The 14,633-nt window shown below is 47.0% G+C and carries 13 protein-coding genes; all 13 read left to right on the plus strand.

Annotated features, from left to right (window positions below; genetic code table 11):
* Positions 1-7: 7 nt before the first annotated feature.
* Positions 8-547 carry an acyltransferase gene (locus LZG73_RS12590; RefSeq protein WP_233849749.1) on the plus strand — a complete coding sequence of 180 codons (540 nt, stop codon included), beginning with the start codon at positions 8-10 and terminating at the stop codon, positions 545-547.
* Entirely contained in the window at positions 544-1,125 is a 582-nt protein-coding gene (locus LZG73_RS12595; protein WP_233849751.1) for an acyltransferase, read from the plus strand. The genes LZG73_RS12590 and LZG73_RS12595 overlap by 4 nt, the downstream gene beginning before the upstream one ends.
* Complete coding sequence (locus tag LZG73_RS12600) at positions 1,118-2,200, plus strand: glycosyltransferase family 4 protein (protein WP_233849753.1); 1,083 nt, start codon at positions 1,118-1,120, stop codon at positions 2,198-2,200. Before LZG73_RS12595 ends, LZG73_RS12600 begins: the two co-directional genes overlap by 8 nt.
* Complete coding sequence (locus LZG73_RS12605) at positions 2,197-3,336, plus strand: hypothetical protein (RefSeq protein WP_233849755.1); 1,140 nt, start codon at positions 2,197-2,199, stop codon at positions 3,334-3,336. The genes LZG73_RS12600 and LZG73_RS12605 overlap by 4 nt, the downstream gene beginning before the upstream one ends.
* A complete protein-coding gene (locus LZG73_RS12610; protein WP_233849763.1) occupies positions 3,333-4,373 on the plus strand; it encodes a glycosyltransferase family 4 protein in 1,041 nt (346 codons plus the stop codon). Before LZG73_RS12605 ends, LZG73_RS12610 begins: the two co-directional genes overlap by 4 nt.
* On the plus strand, positions 4,370-5,641 hold the full coding sequence (locus LZG73_RS12615) for a glycosyltransferase family 4 protein (protein WP_233849765.1): 1,272 nt from the start codon (positions 4,370-4,372) through the stop codon (positions 5,639-5,641). The genes LZG73_RS12610 and LZG73_RS12615 overlap by 4 nt, the downstream gene beginning before the upstream one ends.
* Entirely contained in the window at positions 5,638-6,678 is a 1,041-nt protein-coding gene (locus tag LZG73_RS12620; protein WP_233849767.1) for a glycosyltransferase family 4 protein, read from the plus strand. The genes LZG73_RS12615 and LZG73_RS12620 overlap by 4 nt, the downstream gene beginning before the upstream one ends.
* A 33-nt stretch (positions 6,679-6,711) precedes the next feature.
* Entirely contained in the window at positions 6,712-8,085 is a 1,374-nt protein-coding gene (locus tag LZG73_RS12625; protein ID WP_233849769.1) for a hypothetical protein, read from the plus strand.
* 44 nt (positions 8,086-8,129) lie between these two features.
* The gene (locus LZG73_RS12630) at positions 8,130-9,254 is read left to right on the plus strand and encodes a glycosyltransferase (protein ID WP_233849771.1); all 1,125 of its coding nucleotides are present in this window, start codon (positions 8,130-8,132) and stop codon (positions 9,252-9,254) included.
* Positions 9,251-10,468, plus strand: coding sequence for a glycosyltransferase (locus LZG73_RS12635; RefSeq protein ID WP_233849773.1), 1,218 nt, complete (start codon positions 9,251-9,253; stop codon positions 10,466-10,468). The genes LZG73_RS12630 and LZG73_RS12635 overlap by 4 nt, the downstream gene beginning before the upstream one ends.
* 412 nt (positions 10,469-10,880) lie before the next feature.
* On the plus strand, positions 10,881-11,702 hold the full coding sequence (locus LZG73_RS12640; protein WP_233849775.1) for a LytTR family DNA-binding domain-containing protein: 822 nt from the start codon (positions 10,881-10,883) through the stop codon (positions 11,700-11,702).
* Between the two features lie 89 nt (positions 11,703-11,791).
* Positions 11,792-13,081, plus strand: coding sequence for a WcaI family glycosyltransferase (locus LZG73_RS12645; protein WP_233849777.1), 1,290 nt, complete (start codon positions 11,792-11,794; stop codon positions 13,079-13,081).
* 206 nt (positions 13,082-13,287) lie between these two features.
* Positions 13,288-14,268: a phytanoyl-CoA dioxygenase family protein gene (locus LZG73_RS12650; protein ID WP_233849799.1), complete on the plus strand. Its 981-nt coding sequence runs from the start codon at positions 13,288-13,290 to the stop codon at positions 14,266-14,268.
* The last annotated feature ends 365 nt before the right edge of the window (positions 14,269-14,633 follow it).

Consider the following 14,633-nt stretch of genomic DNA (forward strand, 5'->3'; position numbering starts at 1 on the left):
CAAGATAATGAGACGTTTCCTGTCAGAATTCAGGCTTTATTTATGCAACCGTTGGGTTTGTTTTATTCCCAGCCACACCATTCGCCTGGGTTTTTACAAGCGCGTCATGCAGTTCGAAATTGGCGAAGGAAGCAACATTTTTTTGGGCTGCACATTCGACTGCGCAGGAAGTTTGCAGATCGGCCGCAATTCAGTGATCAATGCAAACTGCCGGATTGACAACCGCGGAGGAATCAGCATTGGCCAGAATGTTTCGATCTCCAATGACGTCATCATTTTGACCGCAGACCATGATATGGAAACGCTGGATTTGCAGGGAAGAACAAGGGCAGTCGTCATTCAGGATTATGTCTGGATCGGCACACGGGCGATGATCATGCCGGGCATTGTGATTGGAAAAGGGGCCATTGTGGCAGCAGGAGCCATTGCAACAAAGAATGTGAACCCTTTTGATGTGGTAGGCGGCATTCCGGCAAAGGTCATTAAACGGCGCCCGGAAAGCGAAACTTACCCTTACAATGCGTCTTTCAAAAGGTTATTTCAATGACGAAGATCTGGCAGAAATTCCTTTTTGTAATGTGGTCCAGATATGCTTTTAAAGTTGGCGCATTGCTTCGCAACGCACTTTATCGCGTCAGGGGAATGCACATTGGCTCAAACACTTATTTGCCCAAAATATTTACAACCTGGCCGAATGCAGTGCATGTCGGCAACAATTGCAAAATGGAACGAAACATCTTTTTCAAATATGACGGCATATGGAGTAGAAAGAAGTCCATATTCATTGATGATGAGGTGTTTATCGGCAATGGATGTGAGTTTAACATCAGTCATTCCATCCACATTGGAAAGTATGCAAACATTGCATCAGGCTGCAAATTCATTGATCATGACCACGGAATTGTGCTTGGAAAAAGGATAGGACCGCAACCCGGCACAAGTGAAATGATCATCATTGAAGAAGACGTCTGGCTCGGCAGCAATGTGGTTGTGCTGAAAGGCGTAACACTCGGGACCGGAGCGGTGATCGCGGCCGGAGCGGTCGTAACCAAGTCGGTTCCGGCCAATGAGATCTGGGGCGGCGTGCCCGCCAAAAAAATCGGAGAACGAAAGAATTATGGATAACGAAAAATTGATCTTACACATTTCGGAAGTCGATATTGACCTCAACGGCGGAATGAGCCGCGTGGAATATCATTGGAAACGGGCTTTTGAAAACGCCGGTTTTCAGTTTATCCATGTCGGGCCCAGAGAAATTGGCAAAACGCTCCACAAATCACTTTTTGCGTTCAAAGCCTATCGTTACGCCATTAAAAGGAAGCTTAATCCCTGCGCCATCATTGTGCATGAGCCCGCAGCAATGTTTTTTGTAAGGGGAAAAACGCCGACATTCATTGAAAGTCATGGCATTGAAAGAAGAGGCTGGGAATATGAACTAAGCCGGGACATTAACAAGAATATTCCGCTCAGAACCAGAGTTTTATATCCGATATGGCGGCTGCTCTCCTGTGATCTCGGACTAAAAAAAGCGCACAAGCTGCTCCTGATCAATAGTGACGACAAACAGTTCGCGCTTAACCGCTACAATCGGAGACAGGAAGATATTTACGTTTTTAAAAACGGCATTAACCCGGTTGAAACGGGCTCGGTGCCAAAGGATTTTACGGTGCTTTTTAACGGCAGCTGGATTCCCCGCAAAGGTTACACGGTCCTCATTGAAGCAGCAGCATTGCTTTCGAGAAAGGGAATCCATGTAAAATATCTGCTGATTGGCGGTGGAAAACCAAAAGAAGAAGTGCTAAGCTCTTGGCCAAAAGCGTTTTGGCCATCGATCCGGGTTGTAGACCAGTTTTCACCCGAAGAAGAAGTGAATTATCTGAGACAAGCTTCCATCGTCGTGCTGCCCAGCAGTTTTGAAGGTCAGCCGCTCAGCATTTTGCAGGCAATGGCTGCCGGAAAATGCTGTATCACAACCAATTGCTGCGGACAACGCGATTTCATCAAAGACAAAGTTACGGGCTTTTTGTTTGAGCCGGGCGACAGTGCTAAACTGGCTGAGCTCATTGCGCAATGCAAGCAATCGGCTGCGCTGATAGAAAAAATCGGAAATGCCGCACAACAGGCCGTGCTGAACAGGACGTGGGAAAATGTGTCTTCCGAAGTGGTTCAATTTGTTACTCAAAACCTTTCCACACCATGAATATCCTGTTTTTATGCTCGTCGCTGGAAAGCGGACGCGATGGTGTAGGGGATTATACACGCAGGCTCGCAGCAGCATTGCTGCGCCAGGGACATCAAAGTTGTATAGTCGCCTTGCACGACAGACACCTCCCCACCGACCGCATGCACGGCACGCAATTCGATGAGCAACAGCAAGTTAATGTCCTCCGCTTGTCGTCCAGACTTTCCTGGAAAGACCGCCTCGAGGAAGTGGCGAGCTTCATGCTCGTGGTAGACCCAACCTGGATCAGCCTGCAATATGTGGCGTATGGATTCCAGGACAAGGGACTTCCGTGGAGCCTGGCCAATCAGATCAAAAAAATCACCAAGGAGCGGAACCTGCATATCATGTTCCACGAGCTTTGGCTGGACAAACCCGACAATTTCAAGCAAGAACTGACCTGGCGGACCCAGAAACAAATGATCCGTTACAGCATCAAGAAAATGAATCCAAAAGCCGTTAGTGCGACCATTCCTTTCAATATAAACAGGCTGGCGGAAATCGGCGTCAAAGCTTCACTGATTGAACTTTTTGGTAACATTCCTTACAAACCAGTTGCAAAAAGAGAAGGCTTACCAGCCGCCATGCCCGACGGAAAACTCAATTTATTGTATTTCGGCGCCGCGCCAAAAGGTGAATTTCTGCACACGATGGTTCGGGATCTGATCACATTCTGCACAGTAACAGGCATTTCCATCCGGTTTACGATTGTATGCGGCGAAACTGCTGAAAAACAGAAATTTATTTCAGCGCTGAATAGCAAGCTTGCGCAGTTTGGCCTAAGCATTGTCGACGTGCCTTTTGCAACAACCGAACGCCTCAGCGAGCTGATGCAGCAATGCGATGTAGGCGTGTCGAGATCGGCCCCTTATTTATTTGGAAAAAGCGGGACAGCCATTGCAATGCTCGAACACGGAATGCCCATTTGGGTTGCCCGATGGAACGGCACTGACCCGCTTTATTACAATTTCAGGACCGAGCTGATCTTTGATAATCTGCGCCATGCCGCCAACGCGTCAGTGAACCGAACATTCAGTCCGCATCCGCTTTTGCCCAAAATTGCCAGCAACTTCCTGAACCATCTCAATGCTACTGAAATGATCGAAACTGCATGAAAATTTTAGTTTTATCACACCGCTTTTATCCGGACGTCGGCGGCATCGAGGTCAACTCCGAAGTGCTTTCGGAGGCATTTCATCAGTATGGGCACGAAGTGCAATTGGTTACATGGACCAAGGAAAGGGGCGATAAAAAGTTTCCATTTCAAATACTGAGAAACCCGGATGCATTTACACTTTTGAAAGCGAACAAGTGGGCCGATGTTGTTTTTGAAAACAATGTTTGCCTGAGATTATCCTGGCCACGGCTTTTTATTAAACGGCCGTCGGTCATTGCGCTCAATAACTGGATCAACCGGGTGGATGGAAACATTGCCTGGCAGGACAAGTTGAAATACAGATGGTTAAAGCAATGTTCAGCCGTCATTGCCGTCAGCAATGCGGTTAAAAACAAATGCTTCGATAAGGCAATTGTCATCGGCAATCCCTATCGTTCCGATTTATTTAAGGTCGAAAATACGGTGAAAAACCGTTGCTCTGACTTTGTGTTTCTAGGCCGGCTGGTTTCGGACAAAGGTGCAGACCTCGCCATTCATGCCTTTCGCAAGCTGATTGATATCAGGCAAAATGCCGGTAAGCCGCTATACGACACTTATTTAACCATTATTGGCGAAGGCCCCGAACTGGCGCCGCTCAAAAAGCTGGTTAAGGATACTGAACTCGAAGATTCTGTTCATTTTCAAGGCGTTTTGAAAGGACAATATCTGGTCAATTGCCTAAACAGACATCGGTTTTTGCTCGTGCCGTCCATTTGGGAGGAACCTTTTGGAAACGTTGCGTTGGAAGGAATGGCTTGCGGGCTGATCCCCATTGTCTCGAACGGCGGCGGACTTCCCGAGGCGGTTGGCGAGGCGGGGCTGATATTCCAGTCGGGCGACGTGGACAGCCTTGCGTCGATGATGGAAAGCATTTATGAAAATGTGGGCAAGCAAAGCCAGATCTATAAAAAAATAAAAACGCACCTGGCCAATCACAGCGCGGAGGTCGTAGCGGCCAAATATCTGAACGTGTTCCAAACAGCAATGCAATCATGAAGATTATTCTCTCCCATCCTACCGGCAATGCCAATGTCCGCGCGGTCCTTTCCGGGCTTGCGGAAAACAATATGCTGCATGAGTTTTACACAACCATAGCAACATTCCCCGGCGATATGTGGAGTAAATTAGGTGCTTCGCGATCTGTTGCTGACCTTAAACGAAGAGAATATGAGTCGGCCCTGGCACATAAAACGCGCGTGTGGCCGGCACGCGAAGTTGCAAGATTATTTGCTACAAAAGCCCGGTTAAACCGTTTGGTAAGGCACGAGCAAGGCTCATTTTGTACAGATTCTGTTTATAAGAGTTTGGATAAAAGAGTTGCGTCCAGACTTCCCTATTTTCCCAATAAGCAGGTCAATGCGGTTTATGCGTATGAAGATTGTGCGCTGGAAACCTTCAAAACGGCTAAAAAACTGGGCATTACCTGCGTGTATGATCTGCCCATTGCTTACTGGCAAACCATGCGCGAGCTCATGAGCCAAGAGGCGGAAAGGTTACCCAAGTGGAAAAAGACAATGCGGGCGGAAATAAGTGATTCCAATGAGAAATTGGACCGCAAAACCCGCGAGCTTGAACTGGCTGACATTGTGATGACGCCAGGAAAATTCGTCGCAGACTCACTGCCTGAAACTGCAAAAGAGAAAAAAATAGTTATCGTGCCATTTGGTTCACCCTTGCCAGGCCCTGCTGTTTCAAACAAATCCGCCGATCACAACCGTCCATTGCGGGTGTTGTTTGCAGGCAGTTTGGGACAGCGCAAAGGGCTTGGCGATTTATTTGAGGCGATAAAATTGCTTCATACAGATCAGATTGAGCTTGTTGTTTTGGGAAGTTTGCTTGACGATCTTTCTTTTTATCAAAAACAATTGCCCGGATTCACTTACGAACCCACGCGTCCGCACGCCCAAGTTTTGAAGTTAATGGCAAGCTGCGACGTGTTTTGTTTGCCCTCCATCATTGAAGGTCGCGCGCTTGTGATGCAGGAGGCCATGAGCCAGGGATTGCCTCTAATCATCACGCCCAATACAGGAGGAGAAGACCTTATCATTGAAGGCGAAACGGGCTTTCTGGTGCCCATTAAAGCCCCGCAGATCATTGCCGAAAAACTGCATTGGTTTTTGGAAAACAGACAGGCAATTCCATGGATGAGCCAGCAAGCACGCCAACACGCCGCCACATATTCCTGGAGAAAATACGCCAACACCATTGCTTCCGAGCTCAAAAATTACATACAAGTCGCAGATCCTAAACCCACTACACGATGAAAATATTAGTCCTTTCTCACCGGTTCTATCCTGATGTCGGGGGCATCGAAGTAAACACGGAAGTGCTTTCAGCGGCATTTCACAGTTACGGTCACCATGTGCGCCTGCTGACCTGGACCAAAGAAAAAGGCAACAAAACATTCCCTTTCGAAGTGGTGCGCAATCCGCATCATTATGATCTGCTCCGGGAACATTCGTGGGCAGACATTGTATTTGAAAACAACCTTTGTCTGAGATTATCCTGGCCAAGGATCTTTATCAAACGGCCATCGGTGGTGGCGCTCAGGACTTGGATCAGCAGAGCCGACGGGCAAATCGCCTGGCAGGATCGGGTAAAAGTCAAATGGCTGGAACATTCCTCAGCCGTGATCGCTGTAAGCAATGCAATCCGAAAAAAATGCTGGAACAATGCAGTCGTAATCGGGAATCCATACAGATCCGATCTCTTTAAAATCATGGTGGCGACCAAGAAACGGCCTTGTGATTTTGTATTCGTGGGGCGACTCGTTTCGGATAAAGGCGCTGACCTGGCAATAAGTGCCTTTCAGAAATTCCTTGAAATGCGGCTCAAACTCGTGAAGCCTGTGAATGGTCCTTGCCTCACGATCATTGGTGACGGACCAGAATTGGAATCGCTCAAAAGCCTTGTTAAGGAAGCGTCATTGCAGCAACATGTTCATTTTGAAGGAATTCTGGACGGTTTGGATCTTGTCAATTGCCTTAATCAGCACCGGTTTCAGCTTGTCCCGTCCGTTTGGGAAGAGCCGTTCGGCAATGTGGCATTGGAAGGCATGGCCTGCGGGCTGATCCCCATCGTTTCGAGTGGTGGCGGATTGCCTGATGCCGTGGGAGCAGCCGGGCTTGTGTTCGAGTCGGGCAATGTAGATAGCCTTGCTGCGCTCATGAACCAGATATATGACGATGGCATTGCACAGAACCGCATTGAAAAAAAAGCAAAAGAGCATTTGAAAAACCATAATCCTAAAATCGTTGCAGCAAAATATCTGAACGTATTCCGGACTGCTTTGAATAAGTGATGCAGTAAAAAAGACCCTTTAACCGACCAACCTATGTATTACGACATTGAAAGGCCAGCAATCAGCGACTATCATCCGGTCGCCGCTGTTGATCCGCTGATTGCAATGCAGAAAAAAATGATCTGGCTGTACTTTTTGCTGCTCATCTTCGAAGGTGCATTGAGAAAATGGTTATTGCCAGGGCTGGCCACTCCCCTGCTGGTCATCAGAGAACCGGTCGCGATCATGATCATTTTGCTATCCATCCGAAACGGACTTTTTCCGGCCAATTTCTATCTTAACTGCATGCTGCTGGTTGGCATATTCGGCTTTTTCACCGCCATTTTTGCGGGCCACGGAAGCATGGCGGTTGCCTTGTATGGTTGCCGTGTCATGCTGCTCCATTTTCCTTTGATCTTTATAATCGGCGCAACGCTGAATCGTCAGGATGTCGTTCAGTTTGGCAGAATTACCCTTTTAATTGCCATTCCAATGGCATTGCTGCTCGTTATCCAGTTTTACAGTCCGCAATCTGCCTGGGTTAATCGCGGCGTTGGCGGGGATATGGCCGGCGCTGGATTTGCGGGCGCACTTGGATATTTCCGCCCCCCGGGCACATTCTCATTCACCAGCGGCACGACGTTATTTTTCAGCTTTTCAGCTTGCTTTATCTTCTACTTTTGGTTCAACCCAAAACTTATTTCCAAGATCATTTTATGGCTGGCAACTGCCGCCTTACTCATTGCCATTCCGGTTTCCATCAGCCGAGGGCTGTTTTTTCAGGTTGTGATCATTATGGGATTTGCGCTCATGGCCTCCATAACCAGCAAAGCAAATATTGGGAAAATCTTCACTGCCATCATTGCCGTCGTTTTGATCGGATTAATTTTCAGCCAAACGCCAACTTTCCAGACATTTATCGAAGCGTTCGTGGCCCGTTTTGAAACGGCGAGCAGCAATGAAGGCGGGCTCCAAGGCACGCTCGGCGACCGTTATCTGGGCAATATGTTGGCAGCATTAACCAGCGCCGAAGAACTCCCGCTCTGGGGATATGGTGCCGGAATGGGCTCCAATGTGGGCAGCATGCTGCTGACCGGTTCGCTGCAATATTTGGTTGCGGAGGATGAATGGGGACGAATGGCTGGCGAGTTTGGACCTTTGCTGGGCCTGTCGATCATTATCCTGCGGTTGTTGCTGTCGTGGAGCTTTGCGGTTAAGGCTTACCAGCTTATGAAAAAAAATGACCTGATGCCATGGATTCTGCTGGCTTTTACGCTGCTGATATTTCCGCAGGGCAGCACGGCGCAGCCCACCTCGCTGGGTTTTATGGTCATGATCGCAGGATTACTGGCCGCTTCGCTCAAAGGTGAAACTCCTGATTACAACAATGCATCCAACCCCAACCATGATTATAATCACCATCCATGAACATTGTCGTTTTCACCCACCCACCTTTTATTAAACACGAAAGCATGCCGCGCTACGCCCGAATGTTGGGTGAAGGCATGGAAAAAAGAGGACATCAGGTCGCCTATTGGACACCGCAGCCGATTTTCTTCCGGTTGCCGGGACCAGAAAAGCTGAAAAAGTGGCTTTCCTATGTCGATCAGTATGTTTTGTTCCCAATGTTGGTAAAATTAAAAGCCCGTAAAAAAAAGCAGGATACGCTGTATGTTTTCACGGATCATGCGCTCGGGCCGTGGGTGCCGCTTGTTGCCGAGCATCCGCATGTCATTCATTGCCACGATTTTTTGGCTCAATTTTCTGCTGAGGACAAGATCATGGAAAATCCGGTGGGCTGGTCAGGGAAAAAATATCAGTCCATGATCAGGAAGGGTTTTGATAAAGGCCAGCATTTTATTTCAGTTTCCGAAAAAACGAGGACCGATTTGCATCAATTTCTGACAAGCGTGCCCGTCACCTCGAAAATGGTGCACAACGGCCTGAACCCAATTTTTAAACCTTATGATGCGCTCAGCGGACGCATTCAGTTGATGCAAGAAACGGGTTTGGACATTCTGGATGGCTATTTGCTGCATGTGGGCGGAAATCAATGGTATAAAAACAGGATTGGCGTAATTGATATTTATGACAGCTGGCGCGCTTCTGTAACGCATTCGCTGCCACTGTTAATGATTGGCACAAAACCGGATGAAGCACTTATCCTACGCCTTGAAAAATCGCCTTATCGCCATGAGATCCATTGCATTTCCGGCCTTAGCGACAAGTTCGTCCATTTTGCTTATGCAGGCGCATCGCTGTTCCTTTTTCCTTCCTATGCAGAAGGTTTTGGCTGGCCGGTAATCGAGGCAATGGCGTCCGGGGCGATCGTTTTGACAACAAATGACCAGGTTTTAAGGACCGTCGCAGCCGATGCGGCCTTTTACATTCCGCCCAAACCATCGGGCCAGGAGGCAGCAACAGCCTGGGCACAAAAGGCGGCGGCTCGGGTGAATGCCATTCTCTCATTTCCAGAGTCGGTGCGGATGCTGGCTCAGGAAAGGGGTTTTTCCAATGCTAAAAGATTCAATGCGGAAAACAAGCTCAACGAGATCGAAGAAATTTATCAGCACATTGTAGCCAACCACCGCTCATGAAAATCCTTCACGTAACAGGCAGCATGGACCCGATCACGGGAGGGCCATGCCAGGCGATCAGAAACATGGTTCCCGAACTCGAAAAGCAAGGCGTTTACAGCGAAGTGCTGTGTGCTGACGACAATGATGAGCTTGATTACCAGGAAGATCCATTCATTATGCATGCGCTAGGCCCAGCTTTGAGCTCCTGGCATTATAGCCGAAAAATCGCCGGCTGGCTCAATTCAAATATACCTCGTTTTGACATTATCATCGTGCACGGCTGCTGGCTTTATCCCGGTTATGCAGCATTTCACTCCTGGCAAAAGTTGAAATCCCGGCACCGCCTGGCACCATTCGGATCGCTGCCGCGCCTTTACTTTATGCCGCACGGAATGTTGGACCCTTATTTCCAAAATGCACCGGACAGGATGATGAAAGCTGCGCGTAACTGGCTTTATTGGAAGGTTATAGAAGCAAGAATGATTAACCAGGCAGACGGGCTTTTGTTCACTTCACAGCAGGAATCTTCGGTTGCAGGGCAATCATTTCAACCTTATAAACCGAAAAAACGGCTTAACATTGGCCTAGGCGTGACAGATGCGCCAGATTTTTGTGAGACCATGCGGACGGCTTTTAACCAAAAATATCCGCATCTGGAAGGCAAACCTTATTTCCTTTTTTTCAGCAGAATTCACCAGAAAAAAGGCGTTGATATTTTGCTAAAAGCTTACCAGCAGCTCAAATTCATGGATGCGAATTTCCCCGAACTCGTCATTGCGGGGCCTGGCCTGCATTCGGATTATGGCGATCAAATGCTGGGATTGGTTGCTGACAGTGTCGTGTTAACGGATCACGTGACTTTTACCGGAATGCTTGCGGGCGACCTGAAATGGGCCGCTTTATATGGATGCGAAGCCCTCGTGCTGCCCAGCCATCAGGAAAACTTCGGCATTGCGATAGCCGAGGCCCTCGCCTGCGGACGTCCGGTCATTATTTCCGATAAAGTAAACATTCACAGGGAAATCCTGGATGGCGATTGTGGTCTCGTAGGCAATGACACATGTGAAGATACGCAACGCATATGGCTCACGTTCAACCAATTGCGTGACGACGAAAAGCGACAGATGGGCCTGCGCGCGCGGGAAACCTTTCAGCGTCAATTTGCAATGGACCGGGCTGTGACCGAAATGATCGGCCAGCTTTCACAAGCTCGTGTTATTCTGGGACCCTAGGATGGAAAAGGAAGCATGGTTAGTTTGTGACCGTTTTGTCCGCTACATACACCAATTTGTCCGTCTCATCAGAAGTTCGTTTTTAAGTTTTTTAATATTTGTCATATTTATATAGCAGGGTTGACAAAGTCTCATTCTGTTTCAAAATCTGCTTTCTTAAACCCACTAATCAACTGGCGTATATAGTCGCGCGTTACCACTAACGCTTGTTTTGCCGCGCGCTTTTGTTTGATTATTCATCCTCCAAAAAATCAGATTTATGGAAAAAATTATTACTGCTCTCAACGACCGAATTCCACCTTTCAAGATGACTATGCCATGTCACTTCATGTGTTTACATGAATGCGTGACGCCATAGCGCGTAACCCGCGGTCCGTTAAATGAACTCAACTTCCAGGAAAATTACTACTCAATGGCCAGAACATTTATAATTGCAGCTGATCCTGACTCAGCCGCGGAGTTAGTACGCATGATCGAGGAAACGGACGACCAGTTTCAGGTCTGCAACATTGCGCTCTCTGTTAAAGAAGCCAAAGCATTTATGGCATTCGGACAGTTTCCCGAACTCATTATCAGTGATGTTGTGCTGAGCGACGGTCTGAGTTTTGATATTTTCAAGGCATTTCCAGGTTGCGCGCCAATTATTTATTGCGCCGAAACCAATCAGCATGCGCTTAAAGCTTTTGAAAATAACGGCATTGACTATTTGCTCAAACCGCTGGAACGCAACAAATTGCAAAAGAGCTTGAAGAAATTTTCTCAGTTCAAAGAGCTTTTCAGTGAGAGCAAACTAACGCCGAGAAAAGCAGCAAACCGGCTATTTCCTTACTCGGCCACATACAAAAGTTCGATTTTGGCTTATTTCAAAGATCAGATCATTCCCGTCAGCCTGGAACAAACACAATACATTTATTACAACAATTACCAGGTCACTGTACACACAACAGACGCGAAATTTGAAACGCGCGACACGCTTAACAATCTGATTACGAGCCTGAATCCAAGAGATTTTTTCCGGGCAAACAGGCAGTTCATCATTCAGCGCAAGTCAGTTAAAAGCATTCAGCAATATTTTGGAAGAAAGCTGCTCGTAGGGATCTCAACCCCGACGCCGGAGCCAATTATCATCAGCAAAGCCAACACAACGGATTTTTTGAAATGGATGGAAGGCGTGCATAGCCCCAGTTACAGCGCCATTCCCCTATTCGATAAGACAGCCCGTTTGGTAGGCTAACCAGAACATTATCAGGCATAACGCATTATATATTTCGTCAGGACCCTCCTGAACGACAAGGAATTTTTTGTCTTAAATATGAACGGGAAATGAGAATTCTTATTTACGGGATCAACTATGATCCCGAACTGACGGGCATTGGAAAATACACAGGGCAAATGGCGCGATGGCTCGCAAACAGCGGTCATGACGTAAACGTAATCACCGCAATGCCTTACTATCCGGAATGGAAGCTGAACGAAAATTACAAAGGAAAGCTCTGGCATTGTGAGAAAAAAGACGGCGTTAAGGTCTATCGCGTGCCGCTTTATGTGCCTGCCAAAATCAGCTCGTCCAAGAGGATTGTACACGAATTTTCATTCTTACTGAGCATTTTACCCGTTTGGTTTTACACGCTTTTCAAACGGAAATATGACATTGTGATGTACATTTCGCCTCCGTTTCACCTGGGCATTTTCCCCTATCTGTATTCAAAGTTGCGTGGCGCAAAATTCACTACGCACATTCAGGATCTGCAAGTGGATGCGGCGCAGGATTTGGGCATGATAAAAAATGAAACATTGCTAAAATGGATGTTCTACACCGAAAGGTTCATTTTGCAGCACAGCGACACCGTGTCAACAATCAGCGTAGGCATGAAGAAGCGGCTTGTTAAAAAAGGGATTCCCGAATCACGCATTTCTTTATTGTACAATTCCGTGGACACGACGAAAATTATGCCGCTGATTAAGGAGCAGTCGCTAATGAAGTTTTTTAATCTGGACACGAAGGACCGGGTGGTGCTTTATTCCGGCAATATTGGTGAAAAGCAAGGGCTCGAACATTTAGTTGAAGCGGCAAAGCGGCTGCTGCACAGGCCAGAAATCAAGTTTGTCATTGTGGGTTCCGGCGCTTACAAAGAGAAGTTAATGGCATTGGCTAAGGATTATGGTTGTCATAATGTGCTTTTCCTGCCTTTACAGCCCTATGAACTTTTGTCGGAACTGATGGCAGTCGCTGATTTGCATGTGGTGTTGCAAAAGCAATCTGCATCCGACTTACTCATGCCTTCCAAGTTATCGACCATTCTCGCAGCAGGCGGTTGCTCGATTGTGTCGGCACTTCCAGGAACTTCATTGTACGAAATTGTTGATCAAAATAACCTTGGTTTTCTGATCAAACCGGAATGTGCCGAGTCGCTTTGCGAGGCGATAGAAAATGCACTTTCCTGTGATTTGCAGATCTATAAACTGAACGCGCGCGCCTTTGCCGAAAATTATCTGGAAGCACAGAATATTCTTGCCGGGTTTGAAAAGCAGCTTGTGCATATGGTGCATCCGAGCTTTAATAAACGCATTGAAATTCAAACGACGAGCAAGCTGGAAGGAGAACTTAACTGATGGATGCCTGATTTTACTCAATACAACATTCGATAATGCAGACAATTGCCCGTTTCATCACAGCTTTTGTCCGCATTATCGAACAACTATTTTATGAGAATCATTAATTCTACATTTTTAATAATGGCGGGCTGCAAAGACACTTCTCGACTAATTAGAATTATTTACATCAACACGTAACGTATATTCTCAACCGATCTAGCACAATGACTACAAACTCCACACAATTATTCTCAGCCGATTTTAGCCAGGCTGACGCGCAATCCATTGCTGACGAGATCAAGAATGAGACAGGTTATCAGATCTTTGAGCAGGCGCTCACACCGGAAGCGTTGAACGGACTTCTGGAATCGCTGCCCAGCGAGCAAGTTCTGGTAAATGACAACCGCATCGGTTACGTGAAAGCGTATAGCAGCAATTACTTCTCGCATACGCTAGCCGTCTCGCGCAACTGTTTTGACATTGTCACATCCGAAAATATCCGCGCTATATGCCGCAAATATTTTGACAAGCCATTTAGGATCAGCAATCAACGGATTTACGAAACGCACACCGCATCGCATCTTCCGTGGCATACGGACAACAATTTGCAGGATGGAAATGCTTACAAGGGAAAGCACGATCTGCCCGGATTGATGTTCCTGTTCTATCTTTCTGATGTTGGTGACACCAATCCATTCCAGCTGATTCCATTTTCCCAGACCTGGTCCCACCAGAATAATGCCGAGCGCTTCTTCAAAGAAAGTTACATTGAGGAGCATTATGGCGAGGAAGTTGTCTCGGTTCGCGCGCCAAAAGGGACGCTTATCATATGCAATTCCAAGATGATCCACCGCGCCAAACCATTCAATAATCACGCTTTTAAGCGCCTAACCCTGCTTTTTCAAGTCGATGAGGTTTCTGATGAATACGCTGGCCACGGCGAAAATATCTTGATCAACACCTCGTTTGTAACAAACCGGGACCCCGAAGTTCTGGATTATCTCGGCTTTGGCATGCGCGCAAACTACCCGGCATTCCCCGAAACCTCAGTTGCGACAATGATGCCGCGTGATATGCTGGCTTTGCAAAAACAAATTCTGCCCAAAGCAATCAAGGGTCTTACCATCGCGCTTACCAAGAGAATTCTTCCCGGATCGCTCGTAAATACGATCAGAAAAAATCGATTTAAAGTTTCTGGAAATTAGGTTCAAGTTACGTGACTTCGTATATTTAAACAGATTAGGCAGAGGCGAACTCCCCCGGCATGATTTTTAATGGCACTCAGGCACTTTATCATTAGCGTGACTATCTTGCGGCAATCATTAAAGTTGAGAAAACTGCCAGCACCTTTGGCTCGTTTAATCAAAATAAAACCGCAACTATTCACAAGTAAATCATTGCAAATGCGCGTTCTTTTACGCATTTGCCGAATTCCAGCTCAACGGTAATAAGATTTTTTTGATTGGCCCTGCATCTTTTTCTTCACACAAAAACTGTGACAAAAGTCAGTTTAAAAATTCGTGTACACATTTTCATTTTAATTTAGTTTTAATGTTGTGGGATTTGTCGT

The sequence above is a fragment of the Dyadobacter sp. CY326 genome (assembly GCF_021390515.1).
Taxonomy (GTDB): Bacteria; Bacteroidota; Bacteroidia; order Cytophagales; family Spirosomataceae; genus Dyadobacter.

What these genes read in the sequence shown, in the direction of transcription:
- LZG73_RS12590 (WP_233849749.1), top strand. Translation starts at nt 8, where the DNA reads ATGAGACGTTTCCTGTCAGAATTCAGGCTTTATTTATGCAACCGTTGG.
- LZG73_RS12595 (WP_233849751.1), top strand. Translation starts at nt 544, where the DNA reads ATGACGAAGATCTGGCAGAAATTCCTTTTTGTAATGTGGTCCAGATAT.
- LZG73_RS12600 (WP_233849753.1), top strand. Translation starts at nt 1,118, where the DNA reads ATGGATAACGAAAAATTGATCTTACACATTTCGGAAGTCGATATTGAC.
- LZG73_RS12605 (WP_233849755.1), top strand. Translation starts at nt 2,197, where the DNA reads ATGAATATCCTGTTTTTATGCTCGTCGCTGGAAAGCGGACGCGATGGT.
- LZG73_RS12610 (WP_233849763.1), top strand. Translation starts at nt 3,333, where the DNA reads ATGAAAATTTTAGTTTTATCACACCGCTTTTATCCGGACGTCGGCGGC.
- LZG73_RS12615 (WP_233849765.1), top strand. Translation starts at nt 4,370, where the DNA reads ATGAAGATTATTCTCTCCCATCCTACCGGCAATGCCAATGTCCGCGCG.
- LZG73_RS12620 (WP_233849767.1), top strand. Translation starts at nt 5,638, where the DNA reads ATGAAAATATTAGTCCTTTCTCACCGGTTCTATCCTGATGTCGGGGGC.
- LZG73_RS12625 (WP_233849769.1), top strand. Translation starts at nt 6,712, where the DNA reads ATGTATTACGACATTGAAAGGCCAGCAATCAGCGACTATCATCCGGTC.
- LZG73_RS12630 (WP_233849771.1), top strand. Translation starts at nt 8,130, where the DNA reads ATGCCGCGCTACGCCCGAATGTTGGGTGAAGGCATGGAAAAAAGAGGA.
- LZG73_RS12635 (WP_233849773.1), top strand. Translation starts at nt 9,251, where the DNA reads ATGAAAATCCTTCACGTAACAGGCAGCATGGACCCGATCACGGGAGGG.
- LZG73_RS12640 (WP_233849775.1), top strand. Translation starts at nt 10,881, where the DNA reads ATGGCCAGAACATTTATAATTGCAGCTGATCCTGACTCAGCCGCGGAG.
- LZG73_RS12645 (WP_233849777.1), top strand. Translation starts at nt 11,792, where the DNA reads ATGAGAATTCTTATTTACGGGATCAACTATGATCCCGAACTGACGGGC.
- LZG73_RS12650 (WP_233849799.1), top strand. Translation starts at nt 13,288, where the DNA reads ATGACTACAAACTCCACACAATTATTCTCAGCCGATTTTAGCCAGGCT.